Annotated in this window: 14 protein-coding genes; 5 read left to right on the top strand and 9 right to left on the bottom strand. The window is 47.8% G+C overall.

Features of this window, described 5'->3' with window-relative positions:
- Positions 1-549 precede the first annotated feature (549 nt).
- From ACTHTQ_RS05490 to dnaQ, 5 genes are all read right to left on the bottom strand, one after another.
- The gene (locus ACTHTQ_RS05490) at positions 550-1,287 is read right to left on the bottom strand and encodes a thermonuclease family protein (RefSeq protein ID WP_049352366.1); all 738 of its coding nucleotides are present in this window, start codon (positions 1,285-1,287) and stop codon (positions 550-552) included.
- Positions 1,288-1,360: 73 nt separating this feature from the next.
- The gene (gene rpiA, locus ACTHTQ_RS05495) at positions 1,361-2,032 is read right to left on the bottom strand and encodes a ribose-5-phosphate isomerase RpiA (RefSeq protein ID WP_003679072.1); all 672 of its coding nucleotides are present in this window, start codon (positions 2,030-2,032) and stop codon (positions 1,361-1,363) included.
- A gap of 43 nt (positions 2,033-2,075) precedes the next feature.
- A complete protein-coding gene (gene ispF / locus ACTHTQ_RS05500; protein WP_440363340.1) occupies positions 2,076-2,555 on the bottom strand; it encodes a 2-C-methyl-D-erythritol 2,4-cyclodiphosphate synthase in 480 nt (159 codons plus the stop codon).
- Between the two features lie 32 nt (positions 2,556-2,587).
- A complete protein-coding gene (gene ispD / locus ACTHTQ_RS05505) occupies positions 2,588-3,274 on the bottom strand; it encodes a 2-C-methyl-D-erythritol 4-phosphate cytidylyltransferase (protein WP_440363341.1) in 687 nt (228 codons plus the stop codon).
- Positions 3,271-4,008, bottom strand: a complete 738-nt coding sequence (gene dnaQ / locus ACTHTQ_RS05510; protein ID WP_440363349.1) for a DNA polymerase III subunit epsilon — start codon at positions 4,006-4,008, stop codon at positions 3,271-3,273. Before dnaQ ends, ispD begins: the two co-directional genes overlap by 4 nt.
- A gap of 341 nt (positions 4,009-4,349) precedes the next feature.
- Here dnaQ and ACTHTQ_RS05515 point away from each other — a divergent pair, with 341 nt between their 5' ends.
- From ACTHTQ_RS05515 to ACTHTQ_RS05525, 3 genes are all read left to right on the top strand, one after another.
- Positions 4,350-4,826 carry a hypothetical protein gene (locus tag ACTHTQ_RS05515; RefSeq protein ID WP_003683363.1) on the top strand — a complete coding sequence of 159 codons (477 nt, stop codon included), beginning with the start codon at positions 4,350-4,352 and terminating at the stop codon, positions 4,824-4,826.
- Between the two features lie 146 nt (positions 4,827-4,972).
- Entirely contained in the window at positions 4,973-5,656 is a 684-nt protein-coding gene (locus ACTHTQ_RS05520; RefSeq protein ID WP_283120981.1) for a 16S rRNA pseudouridine(516) synthase, read from the top strand.
- A 782-nt stretch (positions 5,657-6,438) separates the two neighbouring features.
- A complete protein-coding gene (locus tag ACTHTQ_RS05525; protein ID WP_107792050.1) occupies positions 6,439-7,803 on the top strand; it encodes a sodium-dependent transporter in 1,365 nt (454 codons plus the stop codon).
- A gap of 61 nt (positions 7,804-7,864) precedes the next feature.
- On the opposite strand, the gene dld is transcribed toward ACTHTQ_RS05525, so the two are convergent.
- The 4 genes from dld to ACTHTQ_RS05545 form a co-directional block, all read right to left on the bottom strand.
- The gene (dld, locus tag ACTHTQ_RS05530) at positions 7,865-9,556 is read right to left on the bottom strand and encodes a D-lactate dehydrogenase (protein ID WP_440363342.1); all 1,692 of its coding nucleotides are present in this window, start codon (positions 9,554-9,556) and stop codon (positions 7,865-7,867) included.
- Between the two features lie 165 nt (positions 9,557-9,721).
- Entirely contained in the window at positions 9,722-11,842 is a 2,121-nt protein-coding gene (gene pnp, locus ACTHTQ_RS05535) for a polyribonucleotide nucleotidyltransferase (protein WP_283120984.1), read from the bottom strand.
- A 237-nt stretch (positions 11,843-12,079) separates the two neighbouring features.
- Positions 12,080-12,943 carry a phosphoribosylaminoimidazolesuccinocarboxamide synthase gene (locus tag ACTHTQ_RS05540; protein ID WP_440363343.1) on the bottom strand — a complete coding sequence of 288 codons (864 nt, stop codon included), beginning with the start codon at positions 12,941-12,943 and terminating at the stop codon, positions 12,080-12,082.
- Between the two features lie 152 nt (positions 12,944-13,095).
- Positions 13,096-14,112 carry a calcium-binding protein gene (locus ACTHTQ_RS05545; protein ID WP_440363344.1) on the bottom strand — a complete coding sequence of 339 codons (1,017 nt, stop codon included), beginning with the start codon at positions 14,110-14,112 and terminating at the stop codon, positions 13,096-13,098.
- A gap of 828 nt (positions 14,113-14,940) precedes the next feature.
- Here ACTHTQ_RS05545 and rfbD point away from each other — a divergent pair.
- Positions 14,941-15,804, top strand: a complete 864-nt coding sequence (gene rfbD, locus ACTHTQ_RS05550) for a dTDP-4-dehydrorhamnose reductase (RefSeq protein WP_070630986.1) — start codon at positions 14,941-14,943, stop codon at positions 15,802-15,804.
- Positions 15,805-15,954: 150 nt separating this feature from the next.
- A partial coding sequence (uvrA, locus tag ACTHTQ_RS05555) for an excinuclease ABC subunit UvrA (protein ID WP_440363345.1) occupies positions 15,955-18,730 on the top strand: 2,776 nt, incomplete at its 3' end.

Consider the following 18,730-nt stretch of genomic DNA (forward strand, 5'->3'; position numbering starts at 1 on the left):
GCTTTATTATTATATTTTACAAGTAGCGGATAAATCAGCATAAAAATGTCAAATCTTGCATAAAAACGTATAAAAAACCAGTGTTCGAAAATCGCCGAAAACCCTATGAAATATAAGGATTGCAGTAGGAGCCGCCGCTGCATAAAAAAACACACCCCCACAGAGTCCCCGCGGAGGGAGGGGGAGCGCGCACTACCTGCTGTCAGTGTAGAACAGAGAGACCTTCCTAAATTCAGTAAGGCTGGTTTAATCCATACCGTGGGCAATAAGTTTTTATGTGTTACCTTATGTGTTACTTATACTTTTCAAAAAAATAATTATAAATAAATCATATATGTATAATTAAATTTCAATCCCTTCCTCTCTGCCAGATACTAAAGACACCAACTAACGGTGTCTTTTTTCATATCTGCCCTTCTTAAAAATATTACATTACACTTTTATTTCTCTTACCCTCTAATCAGAAACCTGCCACTCATTCTTATCTTATACTAAACCTTGATGATTAAAGGCCGTCTGAAAGTTTTCAGACGGCCTCTTTCTTAAAACTTACCAAATCCCAAACCATTGTTTATCAGACTGCTTTTTATTGCCGTTCTGCTGCTCATGGTTTTGATGGCGAAATTGCCAAGGCGCTTGCGGATTATCTTTTTTCCATAAGCCTTTACGTTTTTCCTTGGCTTGTTTTTGTGCGGCCGAATAGTCAGTGTAGGCGGTTTTACTTTGTTGTTTTTTGGCATAACTTTCATAATGCCATGCGGTGCCATCCCGTATCTGCATCAAATTCAAGTCAATCGTGCCGACTGATACTTGAGCAACTTCGCGCTGGTAACGATCGGCTTCAAACACGCGGACTTTGGCTTTTTTATTCAATGCTGCATCAATCAGATTGTCTCGTGATTGCGTACCATAAGCCTGATTGATTTCCGGCGCATCGATATAGGCCATACGGATTTTGTGTTTCCTGCCGTCGCTATCGATAATGTGCATGGTATCGCCATCATGGATTTTGATGATTTTTCCGTTGTATGTGTAGGATTGTCGCGATGACTTTTGTTTTTGTTCCGGTTTGGGTTTATCTTCGGCTTTGCTGTCAGATGTCGCTTTGACGACATTTTCCCCCAGCCATTCATTGACCTTTTCCAAACCGATATTGTCGCCTTGTGCCAATGTTGCGGCAACGCTTACCCCTGTACGAATCAACTCGGTATCGCGTGAGCTGTAACCAAGCGCGCCCAAAACAGATAAAACAACGGGCAACCATTTTATAATTTTACTGATTTGCATATTTTGCCAAATTGAAGGCCGTCTGAAAGACCTGATGCACTTTCAGACGGCCTTTAAGATTGATTAATCTCCATTAATCCTGACAAGGCAGGATGACTTTTGCACCTTCTGCCGTACCCAAAACCAACACATCGGCGGCATCGCGGGCAAAAATACCGTTTTCGAGTACGCCAGTGATTTTATTGATTTCGTCTTCCATTTTCAGGGCTTGGTCGATATTGAGGCCATGAACATCAACGATTTGATTTCCATAGAAAGTAGTATAACCAACACGCAACTCAGGCTGTCCGCCCATGGCAAGCAGTTTGCGCGACACCAACGAACGGGCATTTTCAACCACTTCTACCGGCAATGGAAATTTGCCCAAACGGGAAACATATTTGCTTTCATCGGCGATACAAACAAATTTATCGGATGCGCTGGCCACGATTTTTTCGTTCAAATGCGCACCGCCGCCGCCTTTAATCATTTGCAGCGCGTGGTTAACTTCGTCTGCGCCGTCAACATAAACCGCCAAACCCATCACTTCATTCAGTGAAACTTCTGGAATCTCATATTTCGCCAAAAGCTCGCTGGATTTTTTAGAAGTAGACACGGCACCCTTGATTTTCTTACCGCTTTTACCCAAAGCTTCGATAAAGAAGTTGATGGTAGAGCCGGTACCGATACCGATGTATTCGTTTTCAGGAACAAATTCCACCGCTTTTTCGGCGGCAATACGTTTGAGTTCGTCTTGAGTTGCCATGTTGTCAGCCTTTCAGTTTGAATAATAAAGTAATTTTAAGCTCTTAGGCTTTAATCAGCAATACTGCCGCTTGCGCTTCAATGGCTTCCATACGTCCCAGATAGCCAAGTTTTTCGTTGGTTTTACCCTTGATGTTCACGCAGTTTTCAGGCAAACCCAAATCTGCAGCGATATTGGCGCGCATTGCCGGAATATGCGGCGCAAGTTTAGGCTTTTGCGCAATCATGGTCGTATCGACATTAACCACCTTCCAACCCAATGCCTGTACGCTTTGATAAGCCTTGCGCAACAGCACACGGCTGTCGGCATCTTTGAATTCGGCAGCGGTATCAGGAAAATGGCTGCCGATATCGCCCAAACCAGCCGCACCCAACAGGGCATCGGTAATCGCATGCAAAAGCGCATCGGCATCTGAATGACCCAGCAATCCTTTTTCAAACGGAATGTTGACGCCACCGAGTATCAAATCTCGCCCCTCAACCAACTGATGGACATCGTAGCCCTGTCCGACACGGATATTCATATTTGTTTCCTTAAATAATGGGTTTTGATTGTTCAGACGGCCTTGAGCAACAATCTAACGATGTATTCGTCTTGCGGCAGCGTCAATTTCAAATTGCGCGTATCGCCCTGCACCAAGCGCGGCCGGATACCCAGTTTTTCAACCGCTGATGCTTCATCCGTAATCTCACTTAAATTATCAACCGATAAAGCACGGTGTAACAAAGCCGTCTGAAAAAGCTGCGGCGTTTGCGCCTGCCATAATCCTGAGCGCGCAACGGTTTCATCAATATGATGATTGCTGTCTGAGCGCTTGAGCGTATCGGCCACCGGTATGGCCAAAATACCGCCCTCATCATTCTCACCCGCCTCATCAAGCAAACGCGTTAACGCTTCAGCAGGCAGGCAACAACGGGCTGCATCATGCACCAAGATATTGTCTTGCGCCTCGGCCAATCCTTGCTCTAATAAAGCGGACACACCATTGCGTACCGTTTCGGCACGACTTGCGCCGCCTACTCGGAAAACGCGTACCTTTTCAGACAAGGCCGTCTGAAAAACCGAATCTTCCGGCGAAAGAATAACGACGATTAAATCAATCTGTGGATGTTGTTCAAAAATATTAATGGTATGTTGCAATACGGTTTTACCATTAATTTCAACATATTGTTTTGGCTTTCCTGCACCAAATCGCGCCCCCACACCAGCAGCAGGAATCAAAGCGATATTGCGGCGCATCATGTTGACGCTCCGGCATTGGCCTCATCAGGCGTTTCGGCCTTACGCCATACACACGCTTCGCCTAAATCGTCCAAATATTTCTCATGTGCGGCCAGCTCGTCTGCATTGGCTTTGATAACTTTCAACTGCGATGTACGTTTGGTTTCGGCAATAACAGTTTGTTTGACTTCGCCCTCTTCTTCCGCCTCGCCGCCCATCAGGTCGAACTGCTGACGCGTCATAGCAAGATAGACTTCACCCAAAAGCTCGCAGTCGATTAACGCGCCGTGCAAGACCCGTTTGCTGCGGTCAACGGAAAAGCGGTTACACAACGCATCCAAGCTTGCCTTTTGCCCCGGGAACATTTCACGCGCCATGGCCAGCGTATCGGTGACTTTGCAACCGAGTTCCTCAATAGAAGGCAAACCCATGCGGCGGAATTCCATATTCAGAAAGCCGACGTCAAACTTGGCATTATGGATAATCAGCTCTGCGCCACGTATAAAGTCGGCAATCTGTTTACCCACTTGGGCAAACGGCGGCGCATTCTTCGCTTCCAATACTTCGATCGTCAAACCATGCACCTTCGCCGCTTCCTCCGGCATATCGCGCTCGGGGTGGATATATAAATGAAGGTTGGAGTCGGTCATTTGGCGGTTGATCATTTCTAGGCCGGCAAATTCGACCAGACGGTCGCCGTTTTCAGGATAAAGACCCGTGGTCTCCGTATCGAGGATAATCTGACGTTGGCTCATGGTTGGTGGTTTCTGCAATTATCAAAACGCCTTGAATCATACTGAAGGCCGTCTGAAATGTATAGTCAGCAAAACTTTAGCTGCTTTTGCAATACCCTTTTATTGCTGGATTTTTTCAGACGGCCTTTACTCTTTTTTCATTTAATGGCCATCCATTACGACATTTTTGAGTAGAAAACCCAATTTCTAAAAAAATTTTTAAATTTAATTTCTTTAATAATTAATGTCTTACTTATAAATTAAATAATAGGAACAATTATCATTTGCAAATTTAAAAAATCGCCGTATAATACAACCCATCGAGACAAAACAACCGCACAACAGAATGAAAGGAGAAGAAAATGCCCGAAAGTATTTTTAAGCAAGTCTCCCTTGACATTCTGAGACTGCACCAACAAGCCATCCGCTCTTTAATCGCCACCAAGTGTTGTGACGAATGCGAAGTACATGACGCAGTATTCATTACTTTAGATGGCCGATATTATGTTTGGCTCCCTTGTATGGGCAAATCGCCCCAATCAGAAACCGGCATCCTGCTGATTGAAGATGAAGACGGCAATACACGCTTGAGCTGGGTTGCCGGTACACGCGAAGTCAAACAAAAAGACAGTTTATACAACCGCGTTGTTTCCGCCCTGCAAAGAAAAATGCAGCGCACGAAAAACAAATTTATCCAGTCGGCAAATGCTCGATTGCTTGAGCTGACGCCGCAGCAAGGCCGTCTGACGACAAACAGCAAAGATTTCTCGCTTTCACCGCATGACTTGATGAAAGCACTTTATCCGGCAACACATCAAATAGGAGAATTTGCCCTGTAACAGTTTTTGGTAGTGGTTTGTGTTCCTTTTGCGCCCCTTAAAATTTTAAAGGGGCGATTTTTTTGCCCCTACTTTTCAGACGGCCTAAACACCGGTTTTCCAGTACAATAAAGGCCGTCTGAACATTTCCTACTTTTCAACCAACCATGCAACTGCTCAAATACATCCAATCGCAAGGCCTCGGCAGCCGCAAGCAATGCCAATGGCTGATAGACAATGACTGCATTGCCATCAACGGCGAAATTCATAATCGTGCCAAAGACGATATCGACCCGTCTCAAGTGCACACCCTGTCTGTTGACGGCGAAGAAATTGCCGCCGTCCCCATGCCCCATTTCTACATTCTGCTTCATAAGCCTGCGGATTACGAGACTTCGCACAAACCTCAGCAATATCCAAGCATCTTCAGCCTGTTTCCCGACCACATGCGCAATATCGATATGCAGGCAGTCGGCCGCTTGGATGCAGACACAACCGGCATTATTCTGATTACCAACGACGGGCAATTTAACCACCGCGTTACCTCGCCCAAACACAAAGTTCCGAAGCTCTACCGCGTCACTTTGAAACATCCTGCCGACGATACCCTTTGCACCACACTCAAAAACGGCGTCCTCCTGCATGACGATAATGAAACCGTTGCCGCAGCCGAAGCAGTATTGGCCGACCCAACCACATTGATGATGACTATTACCGAGGGTAAATACCATCAGGTCAAACGCATGGTTGCGGCCGCAGGCAACCGTGTCGAGCAGCTCCACCGTGAGGAATTCGGCGACTGGAATGTCGATGATTTAGCCGCCGGAGAATGGAAATTTATCCAAATCTAAAAAAATTCCAAATTTTTTCGATAAATTTTTAAACAATATGGATTTTTTATTTATTTAAAATCAAAAATCTAAACCTTATTATTTTTATTTAACAGAATTTAACACTGTGAAGACTGAACTATTGTATAATTCGCCTGTCTGAGTAACGCTTGCTTCGAAAGAAGTGAGTAAGTGAGTAAGACGTTTTCCCCGTAATGTGTTTGGCCATCTATACTTTCCCCTTAGTATAGATGGTTTTTTTTATCTAAAATTTGGCAACCAAGCGGGTGTACTTTCAGACGGCCCTTCTTATCTAAAGAAGCCATCATTGCTAAACCCCGTCTCCACTCATTAACTTGCCATTACTCCTTTTCTCTTTCTCGTCTCTTCCGCATCAATCTGTGCCGTTTCCATTTCAGACAAATCGTTTTATAGAAAGAAAATCTATCTGCGACTATCCAAGCTAAGGTTACAAGATGTTATTTAGACAGCCTTTAGATAAATACCATCTTTGTTGCCGACATACTTGAAAGCACACCTTGGTGCTATCCCATCTCCTCACAACAACTCTTTCCCATATCCCACTTTTCAGACGGCCTTTATCGTTACGGCTCTTTCAATCATTTATATCGCTTCAGACAAATTCTCTGTTTGCAGGTTTCAATACCAAGCAAACCAGAGAAACCCACTAAAAATTCTTTATTACATGGTTTTTTTAACTGATTTTCTTTTTCGACTTTAGTCAAGATTCGTTAAATCTTTACGGTAAAATGTTGTCTTTATTTTTATGCATCTGAGTATTTATGTCTTCCAATCAACCTCGTCAAACCTGGTCCAACCGTTTGACTTACATCCTTACCGTTGCCGGCGCGACTGTCGGCTTTGGCGCAACATGGCGTTTCCCGTATTTGGTCGGTGAAAACGGCGGCGGCGCGTATGTGTTTCTGTTCTGTATCGCCATGCTGGTCATCGGTATTCCGATGATTTTAGTGGAAAACGTCATCGGCCGCCGTAAAGGCGTGAACGCGCTGGATGCGTTTGGCGGCACAATGAATGGCAAACCCGTTGCCAAAGTTTGGAAATTGGTCGGTTGGATGGGCCTGCTCGGCGCATTCGGCATCATGGCCTATTACATGGTGCTCGGCGGCTGGGTGATCAGCTACATCATCAATATCATCGGCGGTAATTTGGACATTTCCAGTCCGGTTTCCGGCGAAGTCACCAAAAGCTTCTTTACGGAACACATCGAAAACAGCCCTTGGGAAATTGCTTTCTACACCTTCCTATTTGTGGTTGTGAACCAATGGATATTGGTCAAAGGCGTGATCGGTGGTATTGAAAAAGCGGCAAAATACCTAATGCCTTTGCTGTTTTTATTCCTGATTGCCATGGTCGTGCGCAACGTTACCCTGCCGGGCGCTATGGAAGGCATTACCTTCTATCTGAAACCTGACTTCAGCAAAATTACAGCCGAACTGTTCGTCTTCGTTTTAGGACAAGTATTCTTCGCCTTGAGCTTGGGTTTCGGCGTGATGATTACGTTATCCAGCTATCTGGATAAAAACGAAAATCTGGTTCAGACGGCCGTGATTACCGCGATTACCAACACTTTGATTGCCGTGTTGGCCGGCTTTATGATTTTCCCTTCCCTCTTCAGCTTTGGCGTTGCCCCTAACTCCGGCCCGACGCTGGTGTTCCAAAGCCTGCCGATCGTGTTTTCCAATATGTGGGCAGGTCCAGTGTTTGCAGTGATTTTCTTCTCCCTGCTTCTGATTGCCGCGCTGACCACTTCTCTGACCATTTATGAAGTGTTGATTACGACCATTCAGGAGAAAACCAAAATCCGCCGCGCTGCCGCGATTACCATCGTACTGGCAGGTATTTTTATCTTCGGCAATATCCCGTCCATCTTGAGCTACGGCCCATGGAAAGATATTTCCGTATTTGGTAAAAACATTTTTGATGCCTTTGACTATATCAGCGGCAACATCCTGTTTATGCTGACCGCGCTTGGCTCTGCCTTGTTTGTCGGCTTCGTGATGAAAGATGAAGCGAAGGAGGAATTGCTCTACAAAGGCAACCATACTACCGTCAATATCTGGTTTGCTTATGTAAAATACCTTGTACCGTTGGTGATTCTGCTAATTTTCATCAGCAACCTGTTCTGATAAGCAAACATATAAAAAAGCCGTCTGAAATGTTCAGACGGCCTTTGTTTTTTACTATGCTTTATTCAGCCCAGTTTTTCTTCTTACTGGTTTTACCAATACCTGGATTGAAGCTGTTGGTAGGGTCAAGTTTTTTATAGAACTGTTTCAGCTCGGGCTTGGCTTCATACAGATGACCGACATTATGCTCAGCAGGATATTGCGCACCGCGTTGGTCAAGCAGATGGAGCATTTCATGTTCCAAAGCCATACAGTCGTTGCCTTTTTTAATGATGTAGTCCTGATGGAACACATGACACATAAAATGTCCGTAATACAATTTATGGATGATTTTATTGTCAATTTCAGGCGGCAGTGTTTCAAACCAATCACGATCATCACGGCGCAAGGCGATATCGAGTGCAACCAAATCCTCTACTTCATCATCATGTACAGAACGGTAACGGATCGCGGCAGAAGCCACAGCAAAGCGATGCAGCATGGCCGCCTGCGTTTCTTCGGCATTACATTCGAAGAATGCGCCGCCATGGGTTGCAAAATATTCCTTCAAGAAAGCACGCGCTTCTTCTACGCCCTCGCCACCCATTTTTAAAATCAGGTGATGTTCATATTTATCCCGATAGTTGCGCATAGACTTCGGCAAGTGATCGGGCAAAATTTTACTGATCAGTTGCATGAATTTATCAGAGAAGTGTTTTGGTAAGAAACTTATCTTTTTGCTGAATCTATCCACACGGGCTTTCAGATCAAACAGTTTCGGAAGTTGGTGGGTACCGAACGTCTTAATGATATAAAAAGTATCTTTACCATAAACGGCAGCAATATCAAAAGCATGACGATGGATATACTCACCGGAAATAGGCAGGTTTTTAAACTCACTCAAAGCAGCACGACGAATATCGGTCAGCTCATTAATATCATTGGTGCCGATATAGAAAACGGCAGTCTGTTTTTCTTGTGGGAACGTATCCAAGCGTACGGCAAACACCATCAGCTTGCCCGCGCAACCTGATGCTTCATAATGGCGTGCTGGGTCGGCATTAAAGCGTGCGGCCGTCGGCTCATCCACTTTGCGCACATGGTCGCAATAAGCATGGTCATGCCCTTTGCCTGCATTTTGAACAATGTCTTTTTTCTGATAATGGAAACCTTGCAGATTGGTCAGAATTTCTTCAGGGGTTTCGCCCAAATCAATGCCCAAATGGTTGACCAGCTCCAGTTTGCCCTCCTCGTTGATTTGTGCAAACAGAGCCATTTCCGTATAAGCCGGGCCACGCTGTACCAGTGCGCCGCCGGAGTTATTACATACGCCACCCAATACAGATGCGCCGATACAGGACGAACCGATTACAGAGTGCGGCTCACGGCCTAAAGGTTTCAGCAGCAGCTCCAATTGATTCAGGGTAGAACCGGGCAGGCAAACAACCTGTTCGTTATTGTTAATCGGCTGAATGATGTTCAGACGCATGGTATTCACAATTACGATATCGCGGTCGTAATCATTACCGTCAGGAGTCGAGCCACCGGTCAGGCCAGTATTGGCAGCCTGCGTAATCACGATAACATCAGCCTCAACACACGCCTGCAAAATTTGCCACATTTCCAACACCGTACCCGGACGAACAACCGCTAACGCCTTACCTTCGCCAAAACGATAGCCTTGACGGTATTGTTCGGTTTTTGCCGGGTCTGTGATGATGTATTTCTCGCCGACGGTTTGCGTCAGCCGGCTGATTAATTGTGTAGCATTCATTGCATACTCCTTGAGAGATTAATATATTTATTAGATTGCAAGCATTGTAGTAATCCATTCAATCAAAGTAAAGGCGAAACCCGTTTTTTAAACTCATCTTTTAAATAAACAAAGGGCCGTCTGAAATTTTCAGAAGGCCTTTTGTTTTAAGCTTGAATAATCAGATTATTCGGCTGCTTTCTCTTCGCGTGCAGGTGCTTCCAGCAAAGCTTTGATAGACAGGCGCACGCGGCCGCGATCGTCTACTTCCAATGCTTTTACATTTACGACCTGACCTACTTGCAGGTAGTCGCTGACATTGCGTACGCGCTCGTGGGCGATTTGGCTGATGTGTACCAAACCGTCTTTACCCGGCATCACGCTGACAATCGCGCCAACGTTGTTGTCGAGGATTTTAACCACAGTACCTTCGTACACTTTGCCCACTTCCACTTCGGCAGTGATTTCTTCGATGCGTTTTTTCGCCGCATCGCCTGCTTCTTGAGTAGTCGCAGCGATAGTAATGGTACCGTCTTCAGCGATATTGATTTCAGTACCGGTTTCAGCGGTAATCGAACGAATGGTTTCGCCACCTTTACCAATAACATCACGGATTTTGTCTTGGTTGATTTTCATGGTGAACAAGCGTGGTGCGTGTGCAGACAGCTCTTGTGGGCCTGCAACGGCGGCTTTCATCTGATCCAAGATGTGCAAACGTGCTTCTTTGGCTTGAGCCAAAGCGATTTGCATGATTTCTTTGGTAATACCTTGGATTTTGATGTCCATTTGCAGCGCGGTCACACCTTCGGTTGTACCGGCCACTTTAAAGTCCATATCGCCCAAGTGGTCTTCATCACCCAAGATGTCGGTCAGGACTGCAAATTTGTTGTTGTCCAAAATCAGACCCATGGCGATACCGGCAACGTGTGCTTTCAAAGGCACACCGGCAGACAGCAGGCTCAAGCAGCCGCCGCAGACGGAAGCCATAGAGGAAGAGCCGTTGGATTCGGTAATTTCAGAAACTACGCGCATGGTGTAGCTGAAATCTTCAGGTTCTGGCAATACGGCCAACAACGCACGTTTAGCCAAGCGGCCGTGACCGATTTCACGACGTTTTGGCGCGCCTACGCGACCCACTTCGCCGGTAGAGTATGGAGGGAAGTTGTAGTGCAACATGAAGCGGTCGGTATATTCGCCGGACAGCGCATCAATGATTTGCTCGTCGCGTGAAGTACCCAAAGTTGCAATCGCCAAAGCTTGGGTTTCGCCACGAGTAAACAGTGCAGAACCGTGAGTGCGCGGCAATACGCCGGTTTGAATGTTCAGCGGACGAACGGTACGGGTGTCGCGACCATCAATACGCGGTTGGCCGTCCAAAATTTGGCTGCGGACAACATCGGCTTCCAAATGTTTGAAAATACCTTTGATTTCGTTGGCAGCCAGAGTGTCGGTTTCTTCGGTAATCAACGCTTCTTTTACAGCATTCCAAGCTTCGTCCAATTTGGCAGAACGCGCTTGTTTTTGACGGATTTTGAACGCTTCTTTAATGGTTTCGCCGGCAATTTCGCGTACTTTTGCAACCAATTCTTCATTGGTTTCAGGAGCTTTCCAATCCCATACTTCAGGGTTTACTTCATCGGCGAACTCGTTGATGGCGTTAATGGCCACTTGCATTTGATCGTGACCGTAAACAACCGCACCCAGCATCACTTCTTCAGACAAGATGTCGGCTTCGGATTCCACCATCAACACGGCTTTAGAAGTACCGGCAACAACCAAGTCTAATTGTGATTTAGCCAATTCGGCTTTAGTCGGGTTCAAAACGTACACGCCGTTTACATAACCCACGCGTGCCGCACCAATCGGACCGGCAAACGGTACGCCGCTCAACACCAGCGCGGCAGACGCGCCCAACATTGCAGGAATGTCAGAATCAATTTCAGGGTCAACAGACACGACCATCGCTACGATTTGGATGTCGTGGTAGAAACCTTCGGGGAACAGAGGACGAATCGGACGGTCGATCAGACGGCTGGTCAGGATTTCTTTTTCGCTTTGTTTGCCTTCGCGTTTGAAGAAACCGCCGGGGATTTTACCTGCTGCGTAAGTACGCTCGAGGTAATCGACAGTCAGAGGGAAGAAGTCTTGGCCTTCTTTCACTTCTTTGTTGGTAGTAACGGCAACCAAAACAACGGTGTCGCCCATGGATACTTTAACGGCAGCAGCGGCTTGGCGAGCAATTTCGCCGGTTTCCAAAGTAACGGTTTGATTACCGTATTGGAAGGTCTTAACGTGTTTATTGAACATTATTGTTCCTTTCAAAATACCGCACTGCTAAAACACTAATAATGCACACTAAAATCCGAATGTGCATAGTTAGGGTTTCAGACCGTGCGGCAGGTTGTAAACAAGCTTTCAGACGGCCTTTTAAGGCACTGAAAACAACTCTCGATTATAAAGGCAACCATCCTTAAAATCCAGTATTGATACAATAAAAAGGCCGTCTGAAACATATCTCTTTCAGACGGCCTTCAAACTTAAAAATTAATCCTGAGTCAGCAAAGTCAATGCTTCCTGATATTTTTCGACTGTTTTCTGAATTACATCGGCAGGCACTTTAGGCGCAGGCGCTTTTTTGTTCCAACCGCTTTGCTCCAACCAGTCGCGGACAAATTGTTTGTCAAAAGACGGCGGATTGGTGCCGACTTTATATTGGTCGGCAGGCCAAAAACGGCTGGAGTCAGGCGTCAACACTTCGTCCATCAAAGTCAGTGTACCTTCTTCATCCAAACCAAATTCAAACTTGGTATCGCAAATAATAATACCGCGAGATTTCGCATATTCGGCCGCTTCTGTATAAAGCTGAATCGCTTTGGTGCGTACTTCCGCCGCCAATTCTTTTCCGATAATGCGTTCGCATTCTTCAAAGCTGATGTTTTCATCATGATCGCCAACCTCAGCTTTGGTAGATGGTGTAAAAATTACTTCAGGCAGTTGTTGCGCTTCCTGCATACCTTCAGGCAGTTGAATCCCGCAAACAGAGCCTGTTTTTTGATAATCTTTCCAACCGCTGCCTGCCAGATAACCGCGCACAATAGCCTCTACTTTCACCGGAGTGAGTTTTTTAGCCACGACGGCGCGTTTTTCTAAAACTTTGGCTTCGTTTTCAGGCAAAACGTCGTAAACCGTATGACCGGTAAAGTGGTTAGGCATGATATGAGCCAGTTTTTTAAACCAAAAATTGGAAATCTGCGTCAGAATCTCCCCTTTACCCGGAATCGGGTCATCCAAAATCACATCGAATGCAGACAGTCGGTCGGAAGCAACCATCAACATACGTTTATCGTCAATTTCGTACAAATCGCGTACTTTGCCGGAGTAGATTTTTTTCAAGCTGATTTCAGACATTTCGGGTATCTCTTAGATAGACAGAAGAATGCGATATTTTAGCCCAATTTGGAATTTTTCGTCAGATTGTTTACAAAATAAAGGCCGTCTGAAACCTTATATTTTGGTTTCAGACGGCCTTAACCGTTGATTTCAGAGAAGAACCCTGAAAATTACCATCCAGAAACTTGAGTCTGTTCTTGGATGTGGTTCACAGCAGACAGAGAGTAGTAGTCACCGTGGCCGGTTACTTGGTAAGTGCTACCGTCAGCAAATTTGAAGTTTTCAACTTTGTGATTGTTACCGGTGAACCAGTCGTCGATGGTGATGCTGTCAGAACCGACAGAAACAGTCAGGTTGGCACCTGATTTGCTCAGCAATACGTCCGAAGCTGCAATGCCTTTACCGAACAACAGGGTGTCATTACCGCTTTCCTCACGGATAGTGTCTTGACCGTAACCTTTGTCGAAGAAGTAAGTGTCGTTACCGCTACCGCCGATCAGGATGTCGTTGCCGACACCGCCGTCGAGGTAGTCGTTACCGTCTTTACCAACCAGGCAGTCATCGCCGGCCAAACCGTACAGATGGTTGTTGCCGCCGTTACCTTCGATGTTGTTGTTCAAAGAGTTACCGGTACCGTTCAGGTTTTGCATACCTTGCAAAAACAGGTTTTCAACGTTATCGGTCAAGGTGTAGTCGATAACGGTACGAACAGTATCGATACCGCCGTTCAGATTACCGTACTCGATAACTTGGTCGTCGGCATCGTCAACGAAATAAACGTCGTTACCGTCGCCACCGCGCATGATGTCAGCACCGGAACCACCGTTCAGGTAGTCGTTACCGTCACCACCTTGCAGGTAGTCTTTACCTTCTTCACCGTACAGAGAGTCACCGTCGGCATCACCGTAAATGGTGTCGTTACCTGCACCGGCGTAGATTACGTCTGCGCCGTTGCCACCGTAGATGATGTCTTCGCCAGCAGTACCATAAATGGTATCTTTAGCATCAGTACCGCGGATAACGTTGGGTCGGATGATATTACCTGGGTTTTTGTCTTCGTGACCGTATGAGTTGTCTTGGTTATGGTCGTCAGCACAGTCTTTGCAGTCTGGCTTAGGTTTTGGCTCTGGCTTAGGCTTAGGCTCAGGTTTTGGTTGTGGTTTTGGTTGTGGTTGTGGTTGTGGCACAGGTTTTTGTGGCACAGGGTTTTGTGGCTCAGGTTTTGGTTGAGGTGGTTTACGCTGAGGTTTTTGTGGTTGTGGTTGCGGTTCTGGTTGTGGCTCAGGTTTTAGTTGAGGTGGTTTACGCTGAGGTTTTGGTTGTGGTTTTGGATATCGGAGCCGATTGCTCGGTGCGGTGTGCCAAGGGTGGTAAGGTGAACCAGGTACCACATAAACTCCTTTCCCGCTGCCAATTCTAGTGGTGCTGCCGGTAGAACCAGAAGATTTTGATGAACCGCAGAAGTGAGCTGGGTCGGACTGCCCTGGAATAGAAGAGCAGTAAGGCTTACCTGGGGTCCAGATAGGCTTACTAGCCTGGGGTCCACGATGCCCGCTGTAAGATCTTGCCATAATAATTACTCCCAAAATGGTTAATAAAGATATCGAGCTAGAGGAACGAGCAAATCCGCCCTTGCTCAAATATTATTTTAGTTATATTTTTCAAGATATTTACTGAAAAATATCAAACGGTAGAATTTTCCGACAAAAGGACGGAGTTTTGCCTGTTTTTAAATTCCATTATCCTAGCAACAATAAAAACATCAACATTGATTCACACTCTCTCAAACAGCATAGATCCTTTATCTATCTTGTTGAAAGCTGAACTTTAACTATAGTTATAGTAAGCAAACATAATACCAATAAGTGGTTATTATTGTGGATAGATGATATCGATAATTTGCCCAAATACAGCCGCATCCGCATTTTGTTCTACGTCAATAATGTGAATTTGTCGTATTTACACTATAATGACACGAATACCTATTTAACAGCTATCAGAGGAGATACTCAACCATGCGTACTTTATTGACCGGAGCCAAAGGCCAGCTTGCCCGCTGTCTGCGCGACCGCCTGCCCGAAGATTGGGAACTGATTGCTACCGACTCTACTTCGCTGGACATTACCGATACCGAAGCCGTGCATCACATGATCAAAAACTTCCAACCAGATGCCATCGTTAATGCCGCGGCTTACACTGCCGTCGATAAAGCAGAAGAAAACGCAGAGGCTGCTTTTGCCGTCAACGCAACCGCTGTTCACAACCTGGCCGCAGCCGCCCGCGCCGCACACGCGCGCTTTATTCATATTTCCACTGATTATGTATTCGACGGCGAAGGCAAACGCCCTTACCGCGAAACCGACTACACCAATCCGCGCAGCACTTACGGTCAATCCAAAGTTGCAGGCGAGCTTTTGGCTTTAGCCGCGCATCCGGAAAGTACAATCGTCCGTACTTCATGGCTGTTTAGCGAATACGGCAGCAATTTCGTCAAAACCATGTTGCGCCTTGCTAAAGAGCGTGACTCCCTCTCCATCGTTCATGACCAAACCGGCTGCCCGACTTATGCAGGCGACTTGGCTCATGCCATCATCAGTTTATTGCAACAGCCTACTTCCCCACGCGGTATCTTCCATTACTGTGGCAATAAATCGGCAACATGGTACGAATTTACCAAAGCCATCTTTCAGACGGCCCACCAATTAGACGACAGCTTCCGCATTCCGGAACTGAACGCAATCACCACCGATCAATACCCCCTGCCTGCTCCGCGTCCGGCATACAGCATTATGGATTGCTCACGCCTAGAGACCAAGTTTGGTATCAAACCGTCCGACTGGCAAAAAGCCCTGCGCGAAATTCTCCGCACAATCGACTGATCAGCTGATCCATCTATATCAAGGCCGTCTGAAAACATATTTTCAGACGGCCTCTTTGTTTCTTTTATATCAAATGCTTTATCTATCCAGTCTGTCATTTGAAAAGTGCTACAATAGCCGTTTATTTTATTTTTCAGACGGCCTGACACCATGTGCAACCATCATCCCAAACATTCACACGACAACGACACCATCCGCATCCGCGGCGCGCGCACGCATAATTTGAAAAACGTCGATTTGGACATTCCGCGCCACAAGCTGGTGGTGGTCACGGGGCTGTCGGGCAGCGGCAAGTCGTCGCTGGCGTTTGACACGCTCTATGCCGAAGGGCAGCGGCGTTATGTCGAGAGCCTGTCCGCCTATGCGCGGCAGTTTTTACAGATGATGGACAAACCCGACGTCGATTTGATCGAGGGCCTGTCGCCCGCGATTTCCATTGAGCAGAAATCCACCAGCCACAATCCGCGTTCCACCGTCGGCACGGTAACGGAAATCCATGATTACCTGCGCCTTTTGTACGCCCGCGTCGGCACGCCGTATTGCCCCGAACACAATCTGCCGCTGTCGAGCCAGACCGTATCGCAGATGGTCGATGCCGTGTTGAAGCTGCCGGAAGACACGCGCGTGATGATTCTGGCGCCGGCGGTGCGCGAGCGTAAGGGCGAGTTTGTCGATTTCTTTGCCGACTTGCAGGCTCAGGGCTTTGCGCGGGTGCGCGTGGACGGCGAGGTCTATCAGCTTGACGAAGTGCCGAAGCTGGAAAAAAACATCAAGCACAACATCGACGTGGTCATCGACCGCGTGAAAGTGAAGGCGGATATCAAACAACGTCTAGCGGAAAGTTTTGAAACCGCATTGCGCCACGGCAACGAGCGCGCGCTGGCGATGGAAATGGACAGCGGTGAAGAACATTGGTTTTCCGCGCGTTTCGCCTGCCCCGTGTGTTCGTACAGCCTGCCCGAATTAGAGCCGCGCCTGTTTTCCTTCAACAACCCTATGGGTTCCTGCCCGACTTGTGACGGCTTGGGCAACACCAATTTCTTCGACCCCGAAAAAGTAGTCGCCCACCCCGAATTGTCGTTGGCAACCGGCGCGATTGACGGCTGGGACAAGCGCAACCAGTTCTATTTCCAAATGATTCAGTCGCTGGCGCGGCATTACGGTTTCAACGTGCAGGCTGCTTGGGAAACGCTACCTGAAAAAGTGAAAAAAGTCGTGTTGCACGGCTCAGGCAAAGAAGTCATTGATTTTACTTACCTGTCCGAACGCGGCACCACCTTCAACCGCAGTCACGCCTTCGAGGGCATCATCCCCAATCTCGAACGCCGCTACCGCGAAACCGACAGCGAAACCGTGCGCGAAAAACTGCGCGAATACCAAAACCACCGCGCCTGCCCGAGCTGCGGCGGCGCACGTTTGCGTAAAGAAGCCCGCTACGTTTACGTCAGCGGCGAACCCTTGCACGAAGTCTCCGCCTGGCCGCTGACCAAAACCCACCAATTCTTTGAAACGCTGGATTTGGACGGTAACAAAAAACAAATCGCCGAAAAAATCCTCAAAGAAATCACCGAGCGACTCGGCTTCCTGATTAACGTCGGGCTGGATTACCTGAACTTGAGCCGCTCCGCCGAAACCCTTTCCGGCGGCGAAGCCCAACGCATCCGCCTTGCCAGCCAAATCGGCAGCGGCCTGACCGGCGTGATGTACGTTTTAGACGAACCCTCCATCGGCCTGCACCAGCGCGACAACGACCGCCTGCTTGCCACCCTCAAACGCCTGCGCGATTTGGGCAACAGCGTGATTGTGGTCGAACACGACGAAGACGCCATCCGCGAAGCCGATTTCGTCGTCGATATGGGCCCCGGTGCGGGCGAACACGGCGGCAACGTACTGATTGCCGACACGCCCGAAAACGTCGCCAAATGCGAAAAATCCGTTACCGGACAATACCTCAGTGGCAAAAAATCCATTGCCGTGCCGTCTGAACGCACGCCCGTCAATCCCGACCGAATGCTCGTCCTTAAAGGCGCGCGCGGCAACAACCTCAAAAACGTAACCCTCGAACTGCCGCTCGGTTTGATTACCTGCATCACCGGCGTATCCGGCAGCGGCAAATCCACCCTGATTAACGACACCCTCGCCAAAATCACCGCCCGCGAACTCAACCGCGCCCAAGAAGAACCCGCCCCATACGACAACATCCACGGCCTCGAACACCTCGATAAAGTCATCAACGTCGACCAATCCCCCATCGGCCGCACCCCGCGTTCCAACCCCGCCACCTACACCGGCCTGTTCACCCCCATCCGCGAACTCTTCGCCGGCGTACCCCTCTCGCGCGAACGCGGCTACAACGTTGGCAGATTCTCCTTCAACGTCAAAGGCGGCCGCTGCGAAGCCTGCCAAGGCGACGGCGTGATTAAAGTCGAAATGCACTTCCTCCCCGACGTGTACGTCCCCTGCGAAGTCTGCCACGGCAAACGCTACAACCGCGAAACGCTCGAAATCCAATACAAAGGCAAAAACATCAGCCAAGTCCTCGACATGACCGTTGAAGAAGCCCGCGAATTTTTCGACGCCGTCCCCACCGTATCGCGCAAACTGCAAACCCTCATGGACGTAGGCCTGGGCTACATCCGCCTCGGACAGTCCGCCACTACCCTCTCCGGCGGCGAAGCCCAACGCGTCAAACTCGCCTTAGAACTCTCCAAACGCGACACCGGCAGAACACTCTATATCCTCGACGAACCCACCACCGGCCTGCACTTCGCCGACATCGCCCTGCTGCTGGAAGTCATAGGCCGTCTGAAAGGCAAAGGCAACTCGATAGTGATTATCGAGCATAATCTGGATGTGATTAAAACAGCGGATTGGATTGTGGACTTAGGGCATGAGGGGGGGGATGGGGGGGGGGCAATTATTGCGG

The sequence above is a fragment of the Neisseria sp. P0020.S003 genome (genome assembly GCF_051957095.1).
GTDB lineage: Bacteria > Pseudomonadota > Gammaproteobacteria > Burkholderiales > Neisseriaceae > Neisseria > Neisseria subflava.

Bases quoted from the DNA above. Each gene is read 5' to 3' on its own strand.
- dld (WP_440363342.1), bottom strand. From the start codon at position 9,556: ATGAATGCTACACAATTAATCAGCCGGCTGACGCAAACCGTCGGCGAG.
- dnaQ (WP_440363349.1), bottom strand. From the start codon at position 4,008: ATGAGCCAACGTCAGATTATCCTCGATACGGAGACCACGGGTCTTTAT.
- rfbD (WP_070630986.1), top strand. From the start codon at position 14,941: ATGCGTACTTTATTGACCGGAGCCAAAGGCCAGCTTGCCCGCTGTCTG.
- ispF (WP_440363340.1), bottom strand. From the start codon at position 2,555: ATGAATATCCGTGTCGGACAGGGCTACGATGTCCATCAGTTGGTTGAG.
- pnp (WP_283120984.1), bottom strand. From the start codon at position 11,842: ATGTTCAATAAACACGTTAAGACCTTCCAATACGGTAATCAAACCGTT.
- ACTHTQ_RS05520 (WP_283120981.1), top strand. From the start codon at position 4,973: ATGCAACTGCTCAAATACATCCAATCGCAAGGCCTCGGCAGCCGCAAG.
- ispD (WP_440363341.1), bottom strand. From the start codon at position 3,274: ATGATGCGCCGCAATATCGCTTTGATTCCTGCTGCTGGTGTGGGGGCG.
- ACTHTQ_RS05490 (WP_049352366.1), bottom strand. From the start codon at position 1,287: ATGCAAATCAGTAAAATTATAAAATGGTTGCCCGTTGTTTTATCTGTT.
- ACTHTQ_RS05515 (WP_003683363.1), top strand. From the start codon at position 4,350: ATGCCCGAAAGTATTTTTAAGCAAGTCTCCCTTGACATTCTGAGACTG.
- rpiA (WP_003679072.1), bottom strand. From the start codon at position 2,032: ATGGCAACTCAAGACGAACTCAAACGTATTGCCGCCGAAAAAGCGGTG.
- ACTHTQ_RS05525 (WP_107792050.1), top strand. From the start codon at position 6,439: ATGTCTTCCAATCAACCTCGTCAAACCTGGTCCAACCGTTTGACTTAC.
- ACTHTQ_RS05540 (WP_440363343.1), bottom strand. From the start codon at position 12,943: ATGTCTGAAATCAGCTTGAAAAAAATCTACTCCGGCAAAGTACGCGAT.